Source organism: Acinetobacter calcoaceticus DSM 30006 = CIP 81.8, from assembly GCF_000368965.1.
GTDB lineage: Bacteria > Pseudomonadota > Gammaproteobacteria > Pseudomonadales > Moraxellaceae > Acinetobacter > Acinetobacter calcoaceticus.
The window spans coordinates 357,691-383,311 of sequence record NZ_KB849780.1 but is presented as its reverse complement, the minus strand read 5'-3'; the positions used below and the strand labels follow the sequence as shown (position 1 = coordinate 383,311).

The window sequence follows — 25,621 nt, the reverse complement described above, 5'->3', positions numbered from 1 at the left end:
CTTATTAGAAATTACGAATACCTGCTAAGCCATATGCACCATGCTGTTGTGCAGTAGCTAAATCATCAGGATGCACTCCTCCCAATGCAAAAACCGGAATCTGGCTATTTTGGGCTAGATCAGCAAAACGTTCCCAACCTAATGCCAAGGCTTCTGGATGAGTCGCTGTCGGTTTTACAGGACTAATAAAAACAGCATCACAACCAATCTGCTCAGCCTGCCTTAAAGAAACTGCATCATGACAAGCGGCAATATAACGTAAGCCTACTGTCAAATCGCCTTTATGCAAATTCATGAGCTGAGATTGTTTTAAATGAACGGTCTTAATCTGCTTTTTTAACTCAGAGCTTAATTGCTGCCAGATATCTGTATTAATAATTAAGTTTGATAACTGATTTTCATCTAAAGCACTTAATTGTTCTAAATATCTCTGATCAGCATCAGCTTCTTCTATACGCCAATACAATAAAGCATCACTGCTTTCTACTGTTGAAAGCATATTGCTAATTTTGATGAGATGAGGCCAATAAAGTCGTTTTATGATGTCTTTATTGGCTTTTGGAAAGTTTAAATGAAGTAACTGTTCCCGTGTATACCACGCCCATGGCTGATGAATAAGATTTAATAGTTCATCAGGCACATAACTATGGAATAAATGTAAATTGACAATAATGTCGTCATATTCATGGTGAATATAATCAAACTGATGCCAATTTTTTAAACCAATACCCACTTCTTCATAGATTTCACGGCGGCAGGCTTCTTCTGGTGTTTCACCCTGCTCAACCTTTCCTCCTGGAAACTCATGCTTTCCACCTTGATGCTGCTGCTCCCCGCGCCATCCTACTAATATTTTTCCACGATGGATCAAGATTGCTATAGCGACATCGACTATTGGTTTGGGCATCTTTTTACTCTCTAAAACTTTTCTCAAGTGTAAGCAAATTTTATCATTTTATAAAATTTTAAAAATCTCATTGACAGACCTATTCGATAATGATTATCATTTAAATCGTTCAAGAACATACCACGGAGCACAACAAATGAACGCACCTTTTAGCTTATTTACCCGTAACAATGAAACAGCTCATGCCTTACCAATGTTACATTCTAACAACCTCTTTGCATTAGGCCGTGAAATCCGCATTATGCATGCTGGCGAGGAATATCGTTTACGCCTCACTCGCAATAATCGTCTAATTTTAACTAAATAAAAATACACTCGCGTTTCAATAATATTCGTGGGAAAACAAAAAATGGATAGCATGGGTAACCATGCTATTTTTTTATAAAGGTAGATTAACCTCCATCCTCAAGCCACCCTGTTCAGCATGCATAAAATGTAATTCACCATTATGCAATTCAATAATTTTTCGTGTAATCGAAATTCCCAACCCTGAACCTTGCTGCTGTGTACCCAACACCCGAAAAAAACGCTGCCCTAAACGTAATAGCACTTCGTCATCTACCCCATTTCCCGTATCTTCAATGGAGACCTTAATTTGCTGTTCATGCTGACTAATCTCAACATGAATAGAACCTAAAGTCGGGCTATAACGAATGGCATTATCAAATAAATTTCTAAAAGCAATAAAGAGTAATTCTTCATTCGCAAATGTTTTAGTTTCTGTCGATAAGGTATTTGTCTTTATCAACATTTGTTTAGCTTTCGCATCTAAATTTACAGTTTCAATAACTCTGGCCAATAAATAATTTAAATCGATAACTGTCTTAGGAAGTTGTGGCTGCTCTGCTTCATTGGGTTCCAATCGAGCGAGAAGGAGTAAATTTTCAAGTATTTTGGTACTTCTAGAAACGTCTTCTTGTATACGTTCAAAGTCTTGATGCAGCTCTGGAACATGTTGATATTTACGCTGTAAAACCTGAAGGCGCATTTTTATAGCAGATAATGGCGAACGCAGCTCATGAGAAGCATCTGCGGTAAAACGCTGTTCTGCGACTAATGCCCTTTGCAGCCTTGCGAGTAATTGATTTAAAGCATCAATCACAGGTTGAATTTCTGTAATGACATCTGGGTCTTGAATAGGTTCTAAATTTGATGCTGTTTTTTGAGCAATACGTTTAGAAAGTAAATTTAGCGCAGCCAATTGTTGCTCCGTACGCCAACTTACAATGACCCATTGTAGTAGCCAGAACAACACCATAAGGCCACTATAACCTGCAAGTGCTTTGAGTACTTCTTCAACACGTGTACTCATTGGCTGAAAGACTTCAACTTGAAGTTGGGAGTCTTCTTGCTGTGTAGCCAGACTACGCCATAATTGACCATCAAACCAAAAATATGAAAAACCTTCTGATAAGTTGTCTTGTTCAAAAAGCTCATGCTGATAGCTATGAGAATGAGTAAGTACTTGGCCTGTGTCTAATAACTCATACTGAATGTCAAATTCATCACTGAGCTCGTCAAACTGTTTCATGGAGTATTGAGAAAGATCTGAAACCAGCAAAGTATCTGAAATTTCATCCATGATTTCGTCTTGCACTGACATGTTGTGATAAACAGAAAATATGGTGAGTAAGCTTAAAGCCAGCAAGCCCACCACGACACTACTCCACATCGTGGTTTTAACCAGTTGCGACTGTAAAGATGAGCGATTAGATTTCATTTTAAGTCTCCCATACGGTAGCCTAACCCCCGTATGGTTTTAATGCTGCTACTTCCGATTTTTTTTCGAAGCTGATAAATAAATACTTCTATCGCGTTACTTTCAATTTCCTCACCCCATGCATAGAGTGCTTCTTCTAATTGATCACGTGTAATAATATGCTCAGGATGAACCATAAGCTTACGTAATATTTGGAACTCTTTTGCTGTTAAATCAATGGACTTGCCAGCACATGATACAACTTTTGCTTGTGTATCGAGTTGCAGATCGCCCCATGTTAAAACCGATTGCTGACTCAACGTTTGCTTGCGTAATTGAGCGCGGATTCGAGCAGATAGCTCTTCTAAGCTAAAAGGCTTAACCAAATAATCATTTGCACCTAAATCTAGTCCTTCTACTCGGTCATGAATACTGTCACGAGCTGTAATAAAAATAACAGGAACATTTTTTTGTTTATGGCGGATCGTTGTTAAAACTTTTTCACCAGCCAGTTGAGGCAGCCCCCGATCAAGCAAAATACAGTCATAGTCATGCTGCTCGATTGCCGTAAGCGCATAATCGCCTCTTTCTACCCAATCTACCTGATAACCGTCTAACTCTAGCCAAGATTGAATACTTTCAGCTTGAGAGCGATCATCTTCTGCAAGCAAAATTCTCATCTATTTTTCCTGTTATATCCTGATTTGATCTTGCCAAGCCTTTCTAGAAAAAGCAAAGCCGCATTATTAAAATGCGGCTAAAGGCAATACATCTAAGATTATTAATTAAAACTGAACTTGATCCACATCAATTTCGACGCGTTTTAAAGGTTTATAATCAATGTCTACTTCACCAATTAAAGTTACATTTGTATTTGGTGAAATAGGACGACCTTGCCAAAGTTCATCATCTACATCAACTGTAATGCTACCTGTCTTGTCACGAAATTGATATTTTTCATCACCTAAAGATTTTACAACCTGACCATGTAATTTTATCGGTGTACTATCTTTAGCCGTTAATGCCTGTTTTACCGTGGTGACAGTTGCCGGCGCAATTGCAGCCTGATTCACTGGTGTATTCGCTACAACTATGCCAGCAGTAGCCATACCAGCAGTCAACAACATTACTTTAAGCATATTCATATAATTACCCTCTGTTTATGGTTTCCTCTTGGGATAAAGCAATTAAATCAAGCATAAATGAGGTGAATCTTAAGAAAAACTTAATTTAATGGAACAACCCGTAAGACCTCTTCTAATGTCGTAACACCCTCAATGACTTTACGAGCACCCGCAATTCTCAAGGGTTCTATACCTTCTTTTTTAGTTTGAGTTCTTAAATCATTTAACATCGCATGACTACTAATAAGATGCTTAAACTCAAGACTGACCGGCATAAATTCATAAATACCGATTCGCCCTTTATAGCCTGTATGACGACATTGTTCACATCCAACAGCCTGATAAACTTTTTCTGGCATGTCCATAATGTAGTCGAATGTGAGATGTTGCCATTCGTCCTCATTAATATGAGTTTGCTGTTTGCAGTGCTGACAAAGCTGTCGTACTAAACGCTGTGCGAGCACACCTAGAATTGTGGCTGCTGTTAAAAATGGCTGCACACCTAAATCGTGCAAGCGAGTTAAACTGGACGGCGCATCATTGGTGTGTAAAGTTGATAATACTAAATGACCTGTTAATGCCGCCTGAATTGCCATATTCGCTGTATCTTGATCACGAATTTCCCCAATCATAATAATATCGGGGTCTTGACGCATGAGCGCACGAACACCATCTGCAAAGCCTAATTCAATTGCATTGTTGACCTGCATCTGGTTAAAACTAGGCTCTAACATTTCAATTGGATCTTCAATGGTACAGACATTGACCTGATCTGTTGCGAGCTGCTTTAACGAAGAATATAACGTTGTCGTTTTACCTGAACCCGTAGGGCCAGTGACTAAAATAATGCCATGGCTATTTTTTGTTAATTGCTGCCACTGTTGTAATAAGCTCTCTTCAAAACCTAATTGATGAAAAGAACGTACCAGCACATCGGGATCGAAAATACGCATAACCAGTTTTTCACCAAAGGCTGTTGGCAAGGTCGATAAACGTAGCTCTGTTTCTTGCCCCTTTGGTGTCCGAGTTTTTAATCGACCATCTTGTGGTTTGCGCTTTTCGGCGACATTTAAACGTCCTAAAATCTTAATACGTGCAATCACGGCGGTCAGTGTATTTGAAGGCATGTTATAAATGGTGTGTAAAACGCCATCGATCCGAAACCTGACTTTGCCATTGTCCTTACGCGGTTCCATATGAATGTCACTGGCACTCTGCTCGAACGCAAACTGTAAAATCCAGTCGACTAATTTCACAATATGCTGATCATTGGCATCTGGGTTTTGGCTATCCCCAAGTTGTAAAAGAGCTTCAACATTTTTATTATCACGGTCATGAGCTGCATCTTTTTGAGCTGAATTTACTGCTCGACTGACCTGATAATATTCGCGTAAATAACGTTGTAACTGTTCGGGATTAAGTAGTACCCGCTCAATTTTTTTAGGAGCTAGACTTCGTTCAAGATTATTGAGCCAATCTGTTTGAAATGGCTGGTCGGTTCCAATCACAATTCGGTCGGCATGAATTTCAACAGCTAAAATATGATTACGAATAGCAAATTCTTGTGACATGACTTGAGTTAAAGCACTCACATCTGCCTTTAAAGGATCAATCACAAATAAAGGAAGTTGAACTCGATCTGCAAACCATAAACACAAACGGTTTAAACTTAAATGGGCCTGTATGTGTTGCTGATCTTTTAAATTAAAATGTGCAATCCATTGTAATGGATGCCACTTTAGCTGGTCCTTTTGGCGGTGGCTTGACTGTACCAGTAATTTATCTCGTTCTGTGATACGGCCTTCTTGTAATAGTTGTTCTAGACACCAATAGGTATCTATTTCTACATGTGCATTCATGCGTTATCCCCAATATACTTTTATAATATAGCAGAGATGTTTTAGATTTAACTCACCCCAAAATCGTTAAATCCACTATTTAAATATCCTTCAACTTCAAATAATTAAACCAATTCTCAACTTGATATTTTTTTGCGTCATGGGTCATGTTTATAAAAATATTTTGTATGTTGCATTGTCTAAAAAAGATACTATGATCAGTCTCATAAAAAGCATAAACTGAACTTGAATACATGATTTTAAAATGATTCAAATCTACATATAACTATAAGCATAAGAGGAAGTAATATGGAACTTCCAATGACAATGTCATTACAAACAACATCCTTTGAAGAATTCATTACAGTCATTGCAGCTGCCCTTGGCTGTGGCTTATTAATCGGCTTAGAACGAGAACACAGTAAGCTCAAACACGAATATAAAACTTTCGCTGGTTTTAGATCTTTTGCAATTAGTGCTTTATTAGGCGCGATCTGTTTTTTATTCGGCACTTCAATTGGGATTGTTGGAGCTTTAATCATCGGTGCAATTAGCATCGTTTCCCTTAAAAATCAGCCAAATGATCCGGGCGTTACCACTGAACTTGCATTTATCATGACTTATTTCATTGGAGCTCTCTGTATTTGGAATATTTCATTGGCAGCAAGTTTAGCAGTCATCATGACGGCTATTTTAATAGCTAAGCAGTCTATGCATGGTATTGCTAGCCAATGGATTACCGAGGCAGAATTGCGCGATGGAATTTTTCTACTCGCCTTACTTTTAATTGCTTTACCTTTAGTCCCAAATAAACCCTTTTGGGGTCCAGTTTTAAATCCGAATGTTATTTTAAAATTACTGACTTTAATCTTATTTGTGCAGGCACTGGCACATATTGCCAAACGCTTATTATCTTCTAAAAATGCCTTATTACTTTCATCTTTGGCTTCAGGTTTTGTTTCCAGTACAGCAGCTATTGCCAGTTTGGGTTTAGAGGTACGTTCTGGTCGTGCAAATGCAACGACTAATGCAGGCGCTGCATTAATGTCCTGCGTTTCAACACTGATTCAAACTTTAATTATTGTGATCGGTATTAGCTTTACTTGGTTTAAGCTAATTATATTTCCTGCCATTATTGCATTAGTTGTTTTAGCGGTATGGGCTTTTATTTTATTACGTAAAGCAGAGCCTAGTACTACTTTACCTGAACTCGACTCAAGAATGTTTAGTCTTAAAGAAGCCATTATTATTGCTGGAACACTTACACTCATTCAGGCAGGTGTTTATGGTTTAAGTATATCTTTAGGCGATGCAGGATTAATAGCCGGAACGTTACTCGCTTCTTTGTTTGAGATCCATGCAGCTATAGCCGCAGTAATTGTACAAGGTGAGCCTGATAGTGCTCATATGTCCCCTTTATTAATTGCTTTTATGGGGGGCTTTGCAGTGCATGCAATTGCCAAAAGTATAAACTCTGCAATTTCGGGCGGGCTGCCCTACGCACTTGCTTTCGTTCCCGCCCAGCTTATTCATATGGCTATATTCATTACTTTACTTTGGCTCAACATACATTGGTTTTAAAATAGCGAATCAGCTTTGCACCACATCCACTACGGTAACTTCAAACTGACCGACTTTAAAATGAATATCGAAACTGGAAAATTTCATTTTATAAATTCTGTCAGGATCTTCTTGATAGGCAGGCCGTGGGTCTAAAGCCAATACCTGCTCAAGCTCATCAATGTACTGTGAATTCATTTCTTTATTTTGTAAAAAATATTTTTGAGCATTTAGAGCAGGTTCAGACCAAATGACCGATTTACGCTCTGGTTCTGCATGTGCATAACCACTTTGTGCATCAGCAATCGCATCAGAATATTGAATATAGGGTTTGATATCTAGAATTGGAGTTCCATCTAATAAATCGCTGCCAGTGACGTACACTCGGACTGACTTTCCAACTTTTTCAACCTTCTTTAACCGTACTACAGACAAGCCCACTGGTGCTGGTCGATACATGCTACGTGTAGCAAATACGCCAATTTTTTCATTACCCCCTAAACGTGGGGGACGAACTTGCGGACGGAATTTATCTGCAATACCCTGATTTTTATTGTCATGAAACTGCCAGACTAGCCAGAGATGACTAAATTGTTCAATTCCCTCAAAAGCCAACAAGTCATTATAAGGTTCTACCATGTCAATATATGACTCGATATTTACCAAATTAGGCTGGCGTGGAATACCGAATTTTTCTCGATAGGGAGAGCACATGTGGCCGATTATCGGGAAGGTGACAGAATTGATCATCACTTTTTCTTATAAACACAATTAAATATATTCAGTTTATCGGGAATGAATTTAGATTAGAATAGCAATCTGTTTTCTTTTAATCGTGATCGAGACCTTTAATGGCTGCTTTTAACGTCGAACGCATTACTCATGTTCACCACTGGAATGACACCCTTTTCAGTTTTAAAACTACACGCGACACTAGCTTACGTTTTAAAAATGGTCAGTTCGTAATGATCGGACTTGAAGTGAATGGCAAACCGTTAATGCGCGCGTATTCGATTGCAAGTGCAAATTACGAAGAAGAGTTAGAATTCTTCTCAATTAAAGTACAAGAAGGTCCTTTAACTTCGATTTTGCAAAAAGTACAAGTTGGCGATGAAATTTTAATTTCTAAAAAACCCACAGGTACATTGGTTCATGATGACCTTTTACCGGGTAAAAACTTGTACCTTTTATCTTCTGGTACTGGCCTTGCACCATTCTTATCAATTATTCGTGACCCAGAAACTTACGAACGTTTTGAAAAAGTAATCGTTGTTCATGGTACACGTTATATTTCTGAATTAGCTTATCAAGACCTTATCTTGAACGAATTACCAAACCATGAGTTCTTTGAAGAGTTAGGTATTAAAGACAAACTTGTTTACTACCCTACTGTAACTCGTGAACCTTTCCACACTCAAGGCCGTGTAACAACTGCAATTGAAACTGGTGCTTTATTCGAAAAAGTTGGTTTACCACGATTTAACCGTGAAACTGACCGTGCAATGCTTTGCGGTAGCCCTGCTTTCTTGAAAGACGTTGCTGCGTTACTTGACGAACATGGTTTAGTTGAATCACCTCGTATGGGTGTAATGGGCGACTACGTAATTGAACGTGCGTTCGTAGAAAAATAAGTTTTTCTAATTAAAAAAACCGAGGCCAAGTCCTCGGTTTTTTTATATTTGTTTTATAACTTGATTGTGCCATCAATACAGGTAACAGCGCTTCCACCCACTAAAATTTTATCTTGATATAAATTTAGTTGAAGCTGTCCGTCACGTCCTAAAACGCGACCTTGTGAAGAAAGTACCTGATCATTTTGTGCAGGCAAAATACCATGGTAACGAATAAATGACGCTACGCTACCATTACCACTACCACAAACTGGATCTTCATTTATTCCAATTGAAGGGGCAAATGAGCGAACTTCTATATGTTTTTGCTCATCATTATTTTCATAAAAACCATAAACCGTCGCTCCACCAACTTTCATTTCTAAATCATGTTGTTTTAAAGCAGCGAAGTCTGGTTGAGTCGCTAAAACAGCTTCGGCATTAACCGCTTGTAATACAACCCAACGTGCCCCAACATCAACCAATGCAGCATTCCATTGAGTGTCAATCTGACATTTTAAAATCTCTGCCAATTTTTGAGTCTGTTTAGTATCTAATGGCGTAATTTTAGGTTGTGGTAGTTCAAAGGAAATATGATTCAATTCACTTACCGTAAGAGCAACTAAACCTGCACCACATTGCTGTACCAATTTTCCTTCTTTAGCAGTAATTAGACCAGCTTCAAGTAAAGCATGGGCTGTGCCGATTGTAGGATGGCCTGCAAATGGTAATTCATTTTGCGGAGTAAAAATTCGAACCTGATAATCGGCTTGCGAAACTGTGGCAGGCAGTACAAATGTAGTTTCAGAGAGATTGGTCCAATTGGCAATCGCCTGCATTTGCTCAGATGTTAAGGTACTAGCGTCCATAATCACCGCGACAGGATTTCCTTTAAATGCTTGTGAAGTAAAAACATCAACTTGTTTAAATGCTACAACGGACATAGACCCACTCCTACTCATTTTGATATTAAAAAATTATGGTTTTAAATCCTCACCATGCTTTTGATCTTACTGAGATATCTTTAATGGTTACAGTATCAGTTTTTATTAAAAATAATAGACACAGTTTTTAAGTGTAAAACTCGATTAAATGGACCAACCTACAGTAATCACAATATTTGAGATAAATAACAGATCACTATAAAGTGTACCCATTACTTTGACTTTTTAATGAATTGATATGTACAAATATAAAAAAGTGAGTGATGACTTAATCCTTCAAATCCATAATGGGAGGCAGCCTATTGGTTCGCGTCTACCTTCAATACGAGACTGTGCAAACCATTATCAAGTCAGCATTAACACCGTAAAAGAAGCGTATCGTCAGCTTGAAGATCAAGGTTTAATTTCTGTTCGTCCGCAATCTGGTTACTATGTTTGTCATGCACCTTCAAACTTGCTAGAACTCGAAGAACGTTATGTCAGTGAAGAAAAAGTTCCTCTTTCAGGTATTAGCTGCTTCCTCGCACAAATCGTTAAAAAGCAAATGGACCCAGCCTATATTAATTTGGCCCTAGCTTGCCCCTCAGGAGAAAATTTCTACCCGATTGAACGTTTAAAACGCTTAACTGCTCAGGTTTTACGTACACAACCAGATATTTTTAAAAGCTATACCTTACCACCCGGGTCAATACGACTGCGCACACAAATTGCTAGACGAAGCTTGCAACTCGGTATGTTTCTTTCAGCAGATGATATTGTGCTGACTCATGGCACCATGGAGGCTTTAAGTCTCGCGATTATGGCAACAACTCAAGCGGGTGACACCATCGCCCTTGAGATCCCGACTTTTCATAACTTGTACCCGCTCCTGCATAATTTAGGCCGAAAAATTGTAGAAGTTCCCACTTCACCGCATACAGGCATGTGTCTAGATACGCTTGAAGAACTCTTAAAATCTCAAAGTGTACAAGCCATATTAACGATTCCGACCGGACACAATCCTCTCGGTTTTAGTATGCCGGAAAGCAGCCGCCGTCGCTTGGCAGAGCTAGCTAATCAGTTTCAAGTTCCTGTTATTGAAGATGCGATGTATGCCGAATTACAACTAGCCGAACCTCTCTTACCCAACATTAAGGCATTTGATCAAAATGGATGGGTTCTCGTATGTAGTAGCTACACCAAGACTGTAGCACCCGACTATCGAATCGGTTGGTTAGAAGCTGGGCGCTTTCGTAATATTGTGCAGCAACTGAAATTTACAACAACGGTGGCCGAGCCTGCTTTGCTCACTGAAACCTTAGGACTTTTCTTGGAAAATGGTGGTTATGACCTGCATTTACGTCAGCTCAAAAAACGCTATCAACAACAAATTGACACCATTAAGTCTTATATTTGTCGTTATTTTCCACTCGGTACTCGAGTCAGTCGCCCACAAGCTGGATTTATTTTATGGTTAGAACTCCCCGAATCTATCGATACATTAGAACTGTTTCATCAAGCTATGGATGAAAAAATCTTATGTATGCCGGGAATTTTATGTTCGGCTGATAAACGTTTTAGTCATTGTTTACGTATTGCAGCATGTTTTGAGTTAAATCCCAAAATGTTAAATGCTTTGATGCGTTTAGGAGAGTTGGCAAAAAATATGCTACCCGCGCAAAAAGATATAGGCCAAATTCCTACTAATTCAGTAGGTTGAATCAAAAATACAGAGTTAATAAAATAAAACCATAAATTTTTTATGCCTTTTATTTTATGAATACTGAACTTCTCTCTCCCGCAGGTTCACTTAAAAACATGCGCTATGCATTTGCCTATGGTGCAGATGCCGTATATGCAGGCCAACCACGTTACAGTTTACGTGTGCGTAATAATGCTTTTGATCATGACAACTTAAAAATTGGAATTGATGAAGCTCATGCTTTGGGTAAAAAGTTTTATGTTGTGGTGAATATTCAGCCACATAACAGCAAATTAAAAAACTTTATTCGTGATCTTGAACCGATTGTGGCTATGCAACCAGATGCGTTCATTATGTCTGATCCGGGCTTAATTATGATGGTGCGTGAACATTTTCCTGATGTACAAATTCATCTATCGGTTCAAGCCAACGCGATTAATTGGGCAACTGTTAAATTCTGGAAAGATTACGGTTTAAGCCGTGTCATTTTATCGCGTGAGTTGTCTTTAGAAGAAATAGAAGAAATCCAGCAACATGTGCCCGATATTGAACTTGAAGTTTTTGTGCATGGCGCATTATGCATGGCCTACTCAGGTCGCTGCTTACTTTCAGGATATATGAACAAACGTGATGCCAATCAAGGTGCTTGTACCAATGCTTGCCGTTGGGACTATAAGCTGCATGAAGCCCAAGAAGATTTAAACGGTGATGTAATTCCAGTCACTCAGCTCAATGAGTCAGAAAAGTCTTGCTGCTCATCAGCACAATCAGAAATAACTTCGGCTCAAACCCTATTAGTACAACGTAATGATGAAGAAATGTTTGCTGCCGAAGAAGATGAACACGGTACCTATTTTATGAACTCGAAAGATTTACGTGCTGTACAACATGTAGATCGTTTAACAAAAATGGGCATAGCCTCGCTTAAAATTGAAGGCCGTACTAAATCCTATTTTTACTGTGCCCGTACTGCCCAAATTTATCGAAAAGCGATTGATGATGCATTAGCAGGAAAACCATTTGACCCAAGCTTAATGTCTCAGCTTGAAGGTTTGGCAAACCGTGGTTATACCGAAGGCTTTTTAAGACGTCATGTGCACAGTGAATATCAAAACTATGCCGATGGCTCATCACATTTTGACTATCAACAATTTTGTGGAGAGGTTTTAGAGCGTCACGGCGACTATATTCGTATTGAAGTTAAAAACCGTTTTGTAGTGGGCGACTCACTTGAACTCATGACACCGCAAGGCAATATTACCTTTAGCTTAACCAAAATGCGCGATTTAAAAGGTAACCCAATTATAGATGCCAAAGGTTCGGGGCATTTCGTTGAAATTCCGCTTTCACAAGATGTTGATATCAGTTATGCACTACTCGTACGCAACTTACCACATGCGAAGGAAAGTATTACTGCATCGACATTAGCTTATTCAGCGAGTTAAAAATGGCACTTTTAATTACGAACGACTGTATCAATTGTGATATGTGCTTACCTGAATGCCCCAACATCGCCATTTGTGAAGGGAGTAAAGTTTATGAAATTGATCCATTCCGTTGTACTGAGTGTGTAGGCTTTTACGATGCGCCAACCTGTAAGGCGGTTTGTCCAATCGATTGTATAAAACAAGATCCGGCACATATTGAAACCCAAGATCAACTATTAGAGAAATTTAAGGGATTAAATTTGCTCGGCTAATCTATCTTTTAAAAAGTTTATAGAGGATCAAGCTAAAGTCGCTGATCCTCTAAATGACTGCACGGATCAATGATTAAATAAACGAATAAATAGCTGAGACCACTTTGCAAGTGATAAAATCAAATGATCAGTTCAGTTTAATTTACTTGTATTTGTGTACCAAAAAAATTGAACAATCGTTAAAACTGATCTAACCATTTCAACATTTCATATAGATTGATTAAAACTCATTCTGGCGCAGCTCCCCATGTCTTATCTTTATTTAGCAATTGCGATTGCTTGTGAAGTCATTGCAACTTCAGCTTTAAAAGCATCTCAAGGTTTTACTGTTCCAATTCCTTCGATTATTACTGTTGTAGGTTATGCAATTGCTTTTTATTTATTGTCTCTGACGCTAAAAACAATTCCTATCGGAATTGCATATGCCATTTGGTCTGGTGCAGGTATTATTTTAATTTCTGCAATTGGCTGGATATTTTACAAACAGCATTTAGACTTGGCAGCCTGCATTGGCCTTACTTTAATGATCGCAGGCATTATCATTATTAATGTGTTTTCTAAAAATACTCATCTATAAAATATAATTAAAAAACAACCGAGTACGGTGAGAATTTTTTATAAAAAATTTCACCATACTCGGTATGAACAGCTTATTTTAAACTGCCCGTTAAAAACTGCTTTAAGCGTTCACTTTTCGGGTTATTGAGTACTTCATCAGGATGACCCTGTTCTTCAATCTTCCCTTGATGCAAAAAAATTACTTGATTAGACACATGACGCGCAAAGCCCATTTCATGTGTCACCACAATCATGGTGCGCCCTTCTTCAGCCAAACCCTGCATTACTTTTAGTACTTCACCCACTAACTCTGGATCAAGCGCACTGGTTGGTTCATCAAACAACATAACTTCCGGTTCCATAGCCAAAGCACGAGCAATCGCTACACGTTGCTGCTGACCACCAGATAAAAATGCAGGATATTTACTTTCAACGCTTTCAGGCAAACCAACTTTGCGTAGATATTTCCGCGCACGCTCTTCTGCCTCGGCACGTTTTACCCCGAGTACGTGAATTGGCCCTTCAATCACATTTTCCAGCACTGTCATGTGTGACCATAAATTAAAATGCTGAAACACCATCATGAGCTGGGTACGCATTTTTTGTAGTTGCTTTGGTTCAACCACTTTTAAATTGCCTTTTTTATCAAAGACTGTGCGCAGTTTTTCACCATTGAGCTTAATGGTGCCATTACTCGGTTGTTCTAAAAAGTTAATACAACGTAGCAAGGTACTTTTACCTGAACCAGATGAACCGATGATACTAATGACATCACCAGCATTTGCATCAAGTGATATCCCTTTCAGTACTTCATGATCGCCAAATGTCTTATGTAAATCACGAATCACTAGTTTTGCAACTTGTTCCATTATTTATGTCTCCTAATGATTCGATGGCTTTAAAAATGCCAACCAACGTTTTTCCAACTTACGAAATAGCCAAATCAAAATAAATGCCAGCATCGCATACAACACCGCGGCAATTCCAAAAGCATTGAAGGTGTCATAGGTTGCCGCATTCACATCACGCGCAATTTTTAAAATGTCAGGAACAGTTGCTGTAAATGCAATGGTTGTCGCATGCAACATTAAAATGACTTCATTACCGTAAAATGGTAAAGCACGGCGCAACATCGATGGAATGATAATGCGGGTATAGAGTTTCCATTTTGACATTCCAAAAGCTTGTGCAGCTTCAATCTCGCCATGTGGAATAGAACGGATTGCCCCAGCGAAGATTTCAGTGGTATATGCACCAGTATTGAGCGCGAATGCCAAAATGGTGCAATTTATGCCCTCTCGAAAAAACGCATCAAGCGTCTGATGTTCATGGATGTAATCAAAGCTGTAAATGCCTGAGTAAATAATCAGCAATTGGATGTACAGTGGTGTGCCACGAAAAACATATGTATACAACCAAACAGGGCCACGCAACCAAAGATTTTCTGATACTCGTGCAAGTGATAAAGGCACAGCAAGCACAAAACCAATACCAATAGAAAGCACCAATAACCAAGCAGTCATCGCCACTCCAGTCATTTGTAAACCATCTGTCCAAAGGTATGCCTGCCAATATTGTTGAAGGATTTCAATCATAATTGTCCCTTCCTCACACCAGCAGAATAACGACGCTCAAGCCACATTAAAATGAGGTTCGACACCGTGGTAATTGCCAAATAAATCGCGGCAGCCACTATGCTGAAAAAGAACAGTTGCATGGTACTTCTGCCCGCATCTTGGGTAATTTTTACAATGTCAGTCAGGCCAATAATAGAAACCAGTGCGGTTGCCTTAATCAAGACCTGCCAATTATTACCAATACCCGGCAATGCAAAACGCATCATTTGAGGGAATAATACACGTCGAAAAACCTGCCAAGGGGTCATACCATAGGCCATTGCTGCTTCAATTTGACCCGTTGGAACCGATTGAAATGCACCACGAAAGGTCTCGGTAAAATATGCACCATAAATGAACGCTAAAGTAATCACACCCGCCACAAAAGGATTGATATCAATTTGATCCATTTGCAGTGATTCAGTAATTTGGTTTAGACCCAACTGCAAGCTATAAAATAACAGCAGCATAATCACCAAGTCAGGCACGCTACGGATGAGTGTGGTATAGGCTGTCGCAATATAGCGTAAAGCTTTAAAACTAGAGAGTTTTGAGCTCGCACCAATTAAGCCAATAATGACAGAAAGCAAAAGTGACAACAGCGCAAGCTGGAGGGTCATCCATGTCCCGCTGAGAAGGAGTGGCCCATAGCCAGATAAAAACATGACTCATCTTCTCCTTAAAAACAATATCTAATATTGATGAGATGAGAATAGATTTAAAAATGTCGGCACTCAGCCGACATTTTTCACATCATTAGTAAATGTTAAAGGAGAAATATTTTTTCTCTAGTTTCTTGTATGTACCATCCGCAATGATTGCTGCGAGTGCTTTGTCAATATTCGCTTTCAAATCTGCATCTTCTTTGCGTAAACCAATAGCCGCGCCTACACCCAGTGTTTTTGCATCAACTACATTGCCACCGACAAATGCAAAGTTTTTGCCTTTTGGTTGTTTTAAGAAAGCACCATCAACCATGATTGCATCTTGTAAAGTTGCATCTAAACGACCTGACATCATATCTTGATAAATCAAATCTTGGACTGGATAAGGTACAACGGTTACACCTTTTGTTGCCCAATAGGTTTTAGCATAAGTTTCTTGAATTGTGCCCTGTTGTACACCTACACGTTTACCTTTCAAAGAGGCAGCTGTAGGCAATAACGGCGAGCCTTTTTTTGCAACCATACGTGTTGGTGTGTTGTAGATTTTGCTACTAAACAAAATTTGTTTTGCGCGTTCATCAGTGACCGTCATTGATGAAAGAATGCCGTCAAATTTTTTCGCTTTAAGTGCTGGAATCATCCCATCAAAAGAGTTTTCAACCCAAACACATTTGGCTTTGAGTTTTGCACAAATGGCATTACCCAAATCAACATCAAAACCAGTTAACTTGCCATCTGGTGTTTTATATTCAAACGGTGCATAAGAGGACTCAGTACCAAAACGAATCACCTTCCAATCCTTTGCTTGCACATTAGTCGCAACAGCAGCCAGAACTAAGGTTGTTGAAACGAACATTTTTTTCATAAAGCTTGCCATCTTGAAGCTTCTCCTTGAAATCCAAATAAGGTGATAAAAATTTGAGTATTTCTAAATTACTCTTCTGCCGAAATAATTGCAATTTTTATACCATAAGTTAAAGAATCAGGAAGATGTCAAAACAGCAGATCGTATTAACTGATTAAATGTTGAAAAATCAATCAAACTGCGAGGTTAATTTTTGAGTGTATAAGCCTCTGCCATATTTTCATTTTCGACCAATGTCCGAATGGTGTATTCATGGTTATGTTCTTTGGCACTGGCAAATTCACATTTCTGATCCCATACCATTGAGCAACCACTCAACAATGGACAACCTGCAAATAATTCGGCCACCCAATCAACAAATACTCGAACTTTAGGCGATAAATGACGGTTTTGTAGATAAACGACTGATATTGGCATTGGTGCTGGCAACCATTCCGTCAGCACTTCCTTTAGTGAGCCATCCTCCAGATGTTTCGCCACCATATAATATGGGCATTGAATTAAGCCAAAACCCTGTACAGCCAAATCAACATATGAATCACCATCGTTGACAGAAACACGCCCTTTCACGCCAACGCTATGAATCTCATCATCAACCATAAAATCCCAGTCGATATTACGTCCGGTACGACTATTAAAGTAATGCACGACCTGATGTTTTTGTAGATCATCAATGGTTTGCGGTTCACCATGTTCAGCCAAATAACTAGGTGCAGCAACCGTCACACACTGAATGGTTCCGATACGACGTGCAACTAAACTTGAATCTTTCAGCTGACCAATACGAATCACACAGTCCACTGCATCTTGTACCAAATCGACTGGACGATCACTCATTCCAATCACCAAATCAATATCGGGGTACTTGGCATGAAAATCACAAAGCATCGGAATCAGGATAAGTCGCCCAATCGAAGCTTTAACATCAATCCGTAGTCGGCCTCTTGGTCCACGTTCCGAATCATGAAAATTCGATTCAACATCTTCAACATCGGCTAAAATTCGCGAAGTACGTTCATAATAAACCGCACCATCGGGTGTCAAACTGAGTTTACGGGTGGTTCGGTTCAATAAGCGAACTTGTAAATGTTTCTCTAAACCTTGAATGGTTGTAGTCACAGAAGCACGCGGTAGGCCTAAACTGTCAGCCGCTAAACTGAAACTATTTGTTTCGACAACTTTGTTAAATACTTTCATGGCATGAAATAGATCCACACGCACACTCCTATCAATGCATTTTCTAATTCAAACACATCAATTGTTATAAAAATACGAATAGTGTTATCAAATTTAATATATTTATTCGTGATTGACAAACTTTTATGCTCCGTCCATTGCCTAAACCCTGTTTCTCCCATACGGACCATAACTAAAAGTCTGAAAACAGGTATCCAAATAAGTAGGAGCACAACATGTCATTTTCCCGCAAACAGTTCGCACTGTCTGCCATCTTTGTCGCCATTTTGGCAACGGGTGGCAGTTTTATATTCTTACATGAAAATGCCGATGCAAAAGCTGCACCGACCACTGCCCAACAAGCTGCCACTGTTGATATCTCCAATGTCATCAGCAAAACCATTACCGACTGGCAAGAATATTCCGGTCGCCTAGAGGCGATTGATCAAGTCGACATTCGGCCTCAAGTTTCGGGCAAGTTAATTGCCGTTCATTTTAAAGATGGTAGTCTCATTCAAAAAGGTGATTTGCTTTTCACAATTGACCCTCGGCCATTTGAAGCAGAACTCAACCGTGCCAAGGCTCAGCTTGCTTCAGCCGAAGCGCAAGTCACCTATACCGCAACCAATCTTTCCCGTATTCAACGTCTAATTCAAAGTAATGCTGTATCACGCCAAGAACTTGATCTGGCAGAAAATGATGCACGCTCAGCTAGTGCCAACCTACAAGCAGCCAGAGCAGCAGTTCAATCTGCACGCTTAAATCTGGAATATACCCGTATTACTGCACCAGTCAGCGGCCGAATTTCTCGTGCTGAAGTGACCGTGGGTAATGTGGTTTCTGCGGGCAACGGAGCACAAGTTTTAACGAGTTTAGTGTCTGTATCGCGTCTCTATGCATCTTTTGATGTTGATGAACAAACTTATCTCAAATACATCAGTAATCAACGCAATTCTGCCCAAGTTCCTGTCTATATGGGACTTGCCAATGAAACTGGTTTCTCGCGTGAAGGGACTATCAACTCAATCGACAATAACCTAGACACAACCTCAGGTACGATTCGTGTTCGCGCGACCTTTGACAATCCAAACGGAGTTTTATTGCCAGGCTTATATGCACGAATCCGTCTGGGTGGTGGCCAACCTCGTTCAGCCATTCTCATTAGCCCAACCGCTATTGGAGTCGATCAAGATAAACGCTTTGTCGTTGTGGTCGATGCTAAAAACCAGACTGCTTACCGCGAAGTAAAAATCGGTGCACAACAAGATGGCTTGCAAATCGTGAATAGCGGATTACAAGCGGGGGACCGTATTGTGGTGAATGGTTTACAGCGTATTCGTCCGGGTGACCCTGTTACGCCGCACCTAGTCCCGATGCCGAATGCACAAATCACTGCAAGTACTAACACGCCTCAACCTCAGCCAACAGAAAAAACATCAACTCCGGCAAAAGGTTAATCACATATGAATATTTCTAAATTCTTTATTGATCGGCCAATCTTTGCTGGTGTTTTATCAGTACTGATTTTACTCGCTGGTCTACTTTCCGTATTTCAGTTACCGATTTCCGAATATCCAGAAGTTGTTCCACCATCTGTGGTGGTACGTGCTCAATATCCGGGTGCAAACCCGAAAGTAATTGCTGAAACTGTTGCCTCTCCGCTTGAAGAATCGATCAACGGCGTAGAAGACATGCTGTATATGCAATCTCAAGCAAACAGCGACGGTAACTTAACCATTACAGTGAACTTCAAACTCGGTATTGACCCAGATAAAGCTCAACAATTGGTTCAAAACCGCGTGTCTCAGGCAATGCCTCGTTTACCTGAAGATGTACAGCGCTTGGGTGTCACCACGTTAAAAAGTTCTCCCACTTTAACCATGGTTGTACATCTGACTTCACCAGATAACCGCTATGACATGACTTACTTACGTAACTACGCTGTACTGAACGTAAAAGATCGTTTGGCACGCTTACAAGGTGTAGGTGAAGTCGGTTTATTCGGTTCTGGTGACTACGCTATGCGTGTGTGGCTCGACCCACAAAAAGTAGCGCAACGTAATCTCACAGCCACTGAAATTGTGAATGCAATCCGTGAACAAAATATTCAGGTTGCGGCAGGTACAATTGGTGCATCACCAACTAATTCACCTGTACAACTTTCAGTGAATGCTCAAGGTCGTTTAACGACTGAGCAAGAATTTGCAGACATTATTTTAAAAACTGCACCCGATGGTGCAGTCACCCGATTGGGTGATGTTGCACGTGTTGAACTTGCAGCCTCACAATATGGCTTGCGTTCATTGCTTGATAATAAACAAGCAGTTGCCATTCCAATTTTCCAAGCTCCGGGTGCCAATGCTTTGCAAGTATCCGATCAAGTGCGTAGCACAATGAAGGAGCTTTCAAAAGATTTCCCATCTTCAATTAAATACGACATTGTTTACGACCCAACTCAATTCGTACGCTCTAGTATTAAAGCAGTCGTTCATACCCTACTTGAAGCAATTGCACTGGTTGTTGTGGTTGTTATTTTATTCTTACAAACATGGCGTGCGTCGATTATTCCATTGCTTGCAGTACCGGTTTCTATTATTGGTACATTTGCACTTATGCTTGCCTTTGGGTATTCCATCAATGCGTTATCACTGTTTGGGATGGTACTTGCCATCGGCATTGTGGTCGATGACGCGATTGTCGTCGTCGAAAATGTCGAGAGGAATATTGAAGCGGGCTTAAGCCCGAGAGATGCAACTTATCGCGCCATGCGAGAAGTGAGTGGTCCAATTGTCGCCATTGCCTTAACTCTCGTTGCGGTCTTCGTACCACTTGCCTTTATGACGGGCTTAACAGGGCAATTTTATAAACAATTTGCCATGACAATTGCCATTTCAACTGTCATTTCGGCATTTAACTCCCTTACGCTCTCTCCTGCTTTAGCAGCCATGCTACTTAAAGGGCACGATGCTAAACCAGATGCATTAACACGCATTATGAACCGCATATTTGGACGTTTCTTTGCGCTGTTTAACCGTGTGTTTACCCGTGCGTCAGACAACTATGGTAAAGGTGTGAATCGTGTCATATCTCATAAAGCATCGGCAATGGGTGTCTATGCAGCACTTCTCGGCTTAACCGTTGGTATTTCTTATATTGTTCCTGGTGGCTTCGTTCCTGCCCAAGACAAACAATATTTAATTAGCTTTGCTCAATTACCAAATGGTGCTTCATTAGATCGTACCGAAACAGTCATTCGTAAAATGAGCGATACAGCACTTAAGCAACCTGGTGTAGAAAGTGCTGTTGCCTTCCCTGGCCTCTCCATTAACGGTTTTACCAACAGCTCAAGCGCCGGTATTGTCTTTGTGACGTTAAAGCCATTCGATGAACGTAAGGCCAAAGACTTATCTGCCAATGCAATTGCAGGTGCTCTCAACCAGAAATATTCAGCCATTCAAGATGCCTATATTGCAGTTTTCCCACCTCCACCAGTGATGGGCTTAGGGACCATGGGCGGCTTTAAACTCCAACTTGAAGACCGAGGTGCCTTAGGCTATTCAGCCTTGAATGATGCTGCACAAAACTTTATGAAAGCAGCACAATCAGCCCCTGAACTTGGTCCAATGTTCTCAAGTTATCAAATTAATGTACCTCAACTGAACGTAGATCTGGACCGTGTAAAAGCTAAGCAGCAAGGTGTGGCTGTGACAGATGTGTTCAACACCATGCAGATTTATTTAGGCTCTCAGTACGTCAACGACTTTAACCGCTTTGGTCGTGTTTATCAGGTTCGTGCTCAGGCCGATGCTCCTTTCCGTGCTAACCCTGAAGATATTTTGCAACTAAAAACCCGCAACAGTACTGGACAAATGGTGCCTTTATCTTCCTTGGTGAATGTGACTCAAACTTATGGTCCAGAAATGGTGGTGCGTTATAACGGCTATACCTCAGCGGACATTAACGGCGGCCCTGCACCGGGCTATTCATCTAGCCAAGCTGAAGCTGCTGTTGAACGTATTGCTGCTCAAACCCTACCTCGCGGCATTAAGTTTGAATGGACTGATTTAACCTACCAAAAAATCTTGGCTGGTAATGCAGGACTGTGGGTTTTCCCAATTAGTGTATTACTCGTGTTCTTGGTATTGGCAGCACAATACGAAAGCTTAACTCTGCCTTTAGCTGTAATTCTCATTGTGCCAATGGGGATCTTAGCGGCTCTAACCGGTGTTTGGCTGACAGGTGGAGATAACAACATCTTTACGCAAATTGGTCTGATGGTACTGGTCGGGCTGGCCTGTAAAAACGCCATTTTGATTGTCGAATTTGCAAGGGAACTTGAAATGCAAGGTGCAACTGCATTTAATGCCGCAGTTGAAGCGAGTCGTCTGCGTTTACGCCCAATTTTAATGACATCAATTGCATTCATTATGGGTGTAGTCCCACTGGTTACCTCAACAGGTGCAGGTTCAGAAATGCGTCATGCCATGGGTATTGCAGTGTTCTTCGGCATGATCGGGGTAACGTTGTTTGGTTTATTCCTCACCCCTGCCTTTTATGTCCTGATTCGTACACTCAACAGCAAACATAAACTGCATTCGGCAGCTGCTCATGAAGCGCCATTAGCTAACCCACATGATCACTAAGGAGGACATTTGATGACATCATCAAAACAAAAATGGTTAGTGTCCTCACTCATGGGAAGCCTGCTCCTTGCAGGCTGCTCATTGGCTCCGGAATATCAACCTGCAAAGGTCATAGTTCCTGTTAAATTTAAAGAGTCAGACCCTAAACTTGAAGATAGCAACTGGAAAATTGCTCAACCTGCCGATGCACAATCACGTGGCGAATGGTGGCGTGTTTTTAATGACCCACTATTAAACGAACTAGAGCAACAATCAATTGCTGGTAACCAAAGCCTTAAAGCGGTGGCTGCCAATATTCAGGCTTCACGTGCATTACGTTCAGCAGCGCAAGCGGAACGCTTACCAAGTATTGGTGCTGGCTTTGGCCCAACTCGCCAAAAACCATCTCCTGCTTCACTGGGTTTAGATGATAATGCGCATACATCTGCACAAACTTTATGGCGTGCTCAAGCGAATGTTTCATATGAGCTCGATTTATTTGGTCGTATCGCCAGTAGTGTCAATGCAGCAACAGCTGATGTACAGCAACAAGAAGCTTTATATCAGTCGGCACTTTTAGCCTTACAAGCAGATGTTGCTCAAGGCTATTTTCTAATTCGCCAGCTTGATGCTGAACAAGTAATTTATAATCGCACTATTAAATTACTTGGTGAGACTCGAGATCTAGTTCAAACTCGATTTCGTAATGGTTTAGTCAGTGAATTAGATGTTTCTCGCGCACAGACTGAACTGGCTACAGCCCAAACCAATGCACTAACGATTGCCCGTAACCGAGCAACTGCGGAACATGCACTTGCTGTTTTACTTGGAAAAACGCCAGCTGACTTCAATCTAGCAGCTCAACCATTAGCAACAAACAGCATTCGCCTTCCAGCAGGTCTACCTTCAACTTTGCTTGAAAGACGGCCTGACATTGCTGCTGCTGAACGTGCTATGGCAGCAGATAATGCGCGTATTGGAATTGCACGCGCTGCTTTTTTTCCAAAACTAGATCTAACAGGTGCTCTTGGTTATGAATCATCAACTTTAGGTGATTTGGGTAAATGGTCGAGCCGCACATTCTTGCTTGGGCCAGTCGCAGGCACTATTTTATCTTTGCCATTATTTGACGGCGGGCAACGTAAAGCAGGAGTCGCTCAAGCGCGAGCTGCTTATGAAGAAAGCGTTGCGAATTATCGCCAAACAGTGCTGAATGCATTCCGTGAAGTTGAAAATGGTTTGTCCGATCAACGTATTCTCGATCAACAAATACAAGCTCAAAACCAAGCACTCGCTTCTTCTCGTCACGCAAATCAGCTTTCTCATCTACGTTATCGAGAAGGTGCTATTAGCTATCTTGATGTGATTGATTCTGACCGTACTATTTTGCAACAAGAGCAACTTTCTGCCCAGCTTAACGGCAGCAGAATGATGGCTAGTGTAGATTTAATTCGGGCATTAGGTGGTGGATGGCATGATGCCGAGTCATCGCTAAAAACTAAAAGTTAATTCTTACGTAATTAACTAGATATAAAAAAAGCGCCATACGGCGCTTTTTTTATATCTATAACTTATTGTGCATATACAGGGAATTTTGCACAAACAGTTTCAACTTTCGCTTTTACGTCAGCAATAACTTTTTCGTCACCTTTGCTGTCAATCACGTCTGCAATCCAACCAGCAAGTTCACGTACTTCAGCTTCACCGAAACCACGAGTTGTTACTGCTGGAGTACCGATACGGATACCAGAAGTCACAAATGGAGAACGTGGATCATTTGGAACTGAGTTTTTGTTAACAGTAATGTGAGCAGCACCTAACCAAGCATCTGCCTCTTTACCAGTTACGTCTTGTTTGATTAAAGATAACAAGAATAAGTGGTTGTCAGTACCACCAGAAACAACGTCATAACCACGAGCGATTAATACTTCAGCCATAGCTTGAGCATTTTTCACAACTTGTTGTTGGTAAGCTTTGAAGTCATCAGACATTGCTTCTTTGAAGCAGATTGCTTTAGCAGCAATCGCATGCATCAATGGACCACCTTGGTTACCAGGGAATACAGCTGATTGAAGTTTTTTCTCGATTTCTTCATTCGCTTTCGCAAGGATTAAACCAGAACGTGGACCGCGAAGTGTTTTGTGAGTCGTAGTTGTGGTTACGTCAGCAATTTGAACTGGGTTTGGATATACGCCCGCAGCAACTAAACCTGCAACGTGAGCCATATCAACAAAAAGGTAAGCGCCAACTTTGTCCGCGATGTCACGGAAACGTTGCCAATCTACAACACGGCTATAAGCAGAGAAACCAGCAACGATCATACGTGGCTTGTGCTCTAATGCTAAACGCTCAACTTCTTCGTAATCAATCTCGCCTGTTTCAGAGTTTAGACCATACTGAACCGCGTTATAAGTTTTACCAGAGAAGCTTACTTTTGCACCGTGAGTCAAGTGACCACCGTGAGCCAAGCTCATACCTAAAACAGTATCGCCTGGGTTAAGAAGCGCTAGATAAACAGCAGAGTTAGCTTGTGAACCAGCGTGTGGTTGAACGTTTGCGTAATCTGCACCAAAAAGTTCTTTAGCACGATCAATCGCCATTTGCTCAATGATATCCACATATTCGCAACCGCCATAATAGCGTTTACCTGGATAACCTTCTGCATATTTGTTCGTAAGTTTTGATCCTTGCGCTTCCATCACAGCAGGAGAGCAATAGTTTTCAGATGCAATTAACTCGATATGTGCTTCTTGACGCTCACCTTCAGAAGCAATTGCTTGAGCTAATTCTGGATCAAATTCAGAAATGGAAATATTGGCAAACATTAGCGGGGGTCCTATAAGTAGGGCTTTTAAGCCGTGCTAAGATTGCGACATATTGTAGCATGAAGTTTATAATTAAACAGAATCAAGTTAGCTCAGTTTTAAATAAAAATGGCTCAAGTTTTATAAAAAATGAGCCATTGTTTATAAATCAATTAAAAAGCCCGCTTAAAGCTTATATTTTTAATTTTCCCATCATTAACTTTACCTTACAACAATGTTAAAAATACTTTAA

24 protein-coding genes are annotated in these 25,621 nt (G+C 40.4%); 11 read left to right on the top strand and 13 right to left on the bottom strand.

Annotated elements, in window-relative coordinates; translation table 11 throughout:
• Positions 1 to 4: 4 nt before the first annotated feature.
• The gene (locus F936_RS06715; protein ID WP_005046094.1) at positions 5 to 907 is read right to left on the bottom strand and encodes an NUDIX domain-containing protein; all 903 of its coding nucleotides are present in this window, start codon (positions 905 to 907) and stop codon (positions 5 to 7) included.
• Positions 908 to 1,043: 136 nt separating this feature from the next.
• Between F936_RS06715 and hemP the strand changes: the two genes are divergently transcribed.
• A complete protein-coding gene (gene hemP / locus F936_RS06710; protein ID WP_004643472.1) occupies positions 1,044 to 1,214 on the top strand; it encodes a hemin uptake protein HemP in 171 nt (56 codons plus the stop codon).
• Positions 1,215 to 1,286: 72 nt separating this feature from the next.
• Here the strand turns inward: hemP and F936_RS06705 are convergent, their stop codons facing one another.
• The 4 genes from F936_RS06705 to F936_RS06690 all read right to left on the bottom strand — a co-directional run bounded on the left by F936_RS06705 (position 1,287) and on the right by F936_RS06690 (position 5,589).
• Complete coding sequence (locus F936_RS06705; RefSeq protein WP_005046093.1) at positions 1,287 to 2,627, bottom strand: sensor histidine kinase; 1,341 nt, start codon at positions 2,625 to 2,627, stop codon at positions 1,287 to 1,289.
• Positions 2,624 to 3,286, bottom strand: coding sequence for a response regulator transcription factor (locus tag F936_RS06700; RefSeq protein ID WP_004643474.1), 663 nt, complete (start codon positions 3,284 to 3,286; stop codon positions 2,624 to 2,626). The genes F936_RS06705 and F936_RS06700 overlap by 4 nt, the downstream gene beginning before the upstream one ends.
• A gap of 105 nt (positions 3,287 to 3,391) precedes the next feature.
• Positions 3,392 to 3,751, bottom strand: a complete 360-nt coding sequence (locus tag F936_RS06695) for a NirD/YgiW/YdeI family stress tolerance protein (protein WP_005046092.1) — start codon at positions 3,749 to 3,751, stop codon at positions 3,392 to 3,394.
• Positions 3,752 to 3,831: 80 nt separating this feature from the next.
• Positions 3,832 to 5,589 carry a type IV pilus assembly ATPase TfpB gene (locus tag F936_RS06690; RefSeq protein ID WP_005046091.1) on the bottom strand — a complete coding sequence of 586 codons (1,758 nt, stop codon included), beginning with the start codon at positions 5,587 to 5,589 and terminating at the stop codon, positions 3,832 to 3,834.
• Positions 5,590 to 5,877: 288 nt separating this feature from the next.
• On the opposite strand from F936_RS06690, the gene F936_RS06685 reads away from it, so the two are divergent.
• On the top strand, positions 5,878 to 7,149 hold the full coding sequence (locus F936_RS06685) for an MgtC/SapB family protein (protein WP_005046090.1): 1,272 nt from the start codon (positions 5,878 to 5,880) through the stop codon (positions 7,147 to 7,149).
• 9 nt (positions 7,150 to 7,158) lie between these two features.
• Here the strand turns inward: F936_RS06685 and tsaA are convergent, their stop codons facing one another.
• A complete protein-coding gene (gene tsaA / locus F936_RS06680; RefSeq protein WP_016802161.1) occupies positions 7,159 to 7,878 on the bottom strand; it encodes a tRNA (N6-threonylcarbamoyladenosine(37)-N6)-methyltransferase TrmO in 720 nt (239 codons plus the stop codon).
• Between the two features lie 101 nt (positions 7,879 to 7,979).
• On the opposite strand from tsaA, the gene F936_RS06675 reads away from it, so the two are divergent.
• Complete coding sequence (locus tag F936_RS06675; RefSeq protein WP_003650674.1) at positions 7,980 to 8,759, top strand: ferredoxin--NADP reductase; 780 nt, start codon at positions 7,980 to 7,982, stop codon at positions 8,757 to 8,759.
• A 53-nt stretch (positions 8,760 to 8,812) separates the two neighbouring features.
• Here the strand turns inward: F936_RS06675 and F936_RS06670 are convergent, their stop codons facing one another.
• Positions 8,813 to 9,682 carry a PhzF family phenazine biosynthesis protein gene (locus F936_RS06670; RefSeq protein ID WP_005046087.1) on the bottom strand — a complete coding sequence of 290 codons (870 nt, stop codon included), beginning with the start codon at positions 9,680 to 9,682 and terminating at the stop codon, positions 8,813 to 8,815.
• Positions 9,683 to 9,914: 232 nt separating this feature from the next.
• On the opposite strand from F936_RS06670, the gene F936_RS06665 reads away from it, so the two are divergent.
• From F936_RS06665 to abeS, 4 genes are all read left to right on the top strand, one after another.
• Positions 9,915 to 11,381: an aminotransferase-like domain-containing protein gene (locus F936_RS06665; protein WP_080595400.1), complete on the top strand. Its 1,467-nt coding sequence runs from the start codon at positions 9,915 to 9,917 to the stop codon at positions 11,379 to 11,381.
• Between the two features lie 56 nt (positions 11,382 to 11,437).
• A complete protein-coding gene (trhP, locus tag F936_RS06660) occupies positions 11,438 to 12,808 on the top strand; it encodes a prephenate-dependent tRNA uridine(34) hydroxylase TrhP (RefSeq protein ID WP_005046085.1) in 1,371 nt (456 codons plus the stop codon).
• 2 nt (positions 12,809 to 12,810) lie between these two features.
• Positions 12,811 to 13,062, top strand: coding sequence for a YfhL family 4Fe-4S dicluster ferredoxin (locus F936_RS06655; RefSeq protein WP_005046084.1), 252 nt, complete (start codon positions 12,811 to 12,813; stop codon positions 13,060 to 13,062).
• A 247-nt stretch (positions 13,063 to 13,309) separates the two neighbouring features.
• On the top strand, positions 13,310 to 13,639 hold the full coding sequence (gene abeS / locus F936_RS06650; protein WP_003650669.1) for a multidrug efflux SMR transporter AbeS: 330 nt from the start codon (positions 13,310 to 13,312) through the stop codon (positions 13,637 to 13,639).
• A gap of 73 nt (positions 13,640 to 13,712) precedes the next feature.
• On the opposite strand, the gene F936_RS06645 is transcribed toward abeS, so the two are convergent.
• From F936_RS06645 to F936_RS06625, 5 genes are all read right to left on the bottom strand, one after another.
• Complete coding sequence (locus tag F936_RS06645) at positions 13,713 to 14,489, bottom strand: ABC transporter ATP-binding protein (RefSeq protein ID WP_003650668.1); 777 nt, start codon at positions 14,487 to 14,489, stop codon at positions 13,713 to 13,715.
• Between the two features lie 12 nt (positions 14,490 to 14,501).
• Entirely contained in the window at positions 14,502 to 15,215 is a 714-nt protein-coding gene (locus F936_RS06640; protein ID WP_005039344.1) for an ABC transporter permease, read from the bottom strand.
• Positions 15,212 to 15,901 carry an ABC transporter permease gene (locus tag F936_RS06635; RefSeq protein WP_005039343.1) on the bottom strand — a complete coding sequence of 230 codons (690 nt, stop codon included), beginning with the start codon at positions 15,899 to 15,901 and terminating at the stop codon, positions 15,212 to 15,214. Before F936_RS06635 ends, F936_RS06640 begins: the two co-directional genes overlap by 4 nt.
• Positions 15,902 to 15,992: 91 nt before the next feature.
• The gene (locus F936_RS06630; protein ID WP_005046083.1) at positions 15,993 to 16,778 is read right to left on the bottom strand and encodes an ABC transporter substrate-binding protein; all 786 of its coding nucleotides are present in this window, start codon (positions 16,776 to 16,778) and stop codon (positions 15,993 to 15,995) included.
• Positions 16,779 to 16,952: 174 nt separating this feature from the next.
• Positions 16,953 to 17,981, bottom strand: a complete 1,029-nt coding sequence (locus F936_RS06625) for a LysR family transcriptional regulator (RefSeq protein ID WP_005046082.1) — start codon at positions 17,979 to 17,981, stop codon at positions 16,953 to 16,955.
• A 197-nt stretch (positions 17,982 to 18,178) separates the two neighbouring features.
• Here F936_RS06625 and adeF point away from each other — a divergent pair, with 197 nt between their 5' ends.
• Genes adeF through F936_RS06610 form a run of 3 tightly spaced genes read left to right on the top strand, consistent with a single transcriptional unit; the run spans position 18,179 to position 24,073 of the window.
• Entirely contained in the window at positions 18,179 to 19,399 is a 1,221-nt protein-coding gene (gene adeF / locus F936_RS06620) for a multidrug efflux RND transporter periplasmic adaptor subunit AdeF (protein WP_005046081.1), read from the top strand.
• Positions 19,400 to 19,405: 6 nt separating this feature from the next.
• Entirely contained in the window at positions 19,406 to 22,585 is a 3,180-nt protein-coding gene (adeG, locus tag F936_RS06615) for a multidrug efflux RND transporter permease subunit AdeG (protein WP_005046079.1), read from the top strand.
• Between the two features lie 12 nt (positions 22,586 to 22,597).
• Complete coding sequence (locus F936_RS06610) at positions 22,598 to 24,073, top strand: efflux transporter outer membrane subunit (protein WP_005046077.1); 1,476 nt, start codon at positions 22,598 to 22,600, stop codon at positions 24,071 to 24,073.
• A 62-nt stretch (positions 24,074 to 24,135) separates the two neighbouring features.
• Here F936_RS06610 and glyA read toward each other — a convergent pair whose 3' ends face one another.
• Positions 24,136 to 25,389: a serine hydroxymethyltransferase gene (gene glyA, locus F936_RS06605; RefSeq protein WP_003650657.1), complete on the bottom strand. Its 1,254-nt coding sequence runs from the start codon at positions 25,387 to 25,389 to the stop codon at positions 24,136 to 24,138.
• A 59-nt stretch (positions 25,390 to 25,448) separates the two neighbouring features.
• Between glyA and F936_RS18665 the strand changes: the two genes are divergently transcribed.
• Positions 25,449 to 25,610 carry a hypothetical protein gene (locus F936_RS18665; RefSeq protein WP_080547567.1) on the top strand — a complete coding sequence of 54 codons (162 nt, stop codon included), beginning with the start codon at positions 25,449 to 25,451 and terminating at the stop codon, positions 25,608 to 25,610.
• The last annotated feature ends 11 nt before the right edge of the window (positions 25,611 to 25,621 follow it).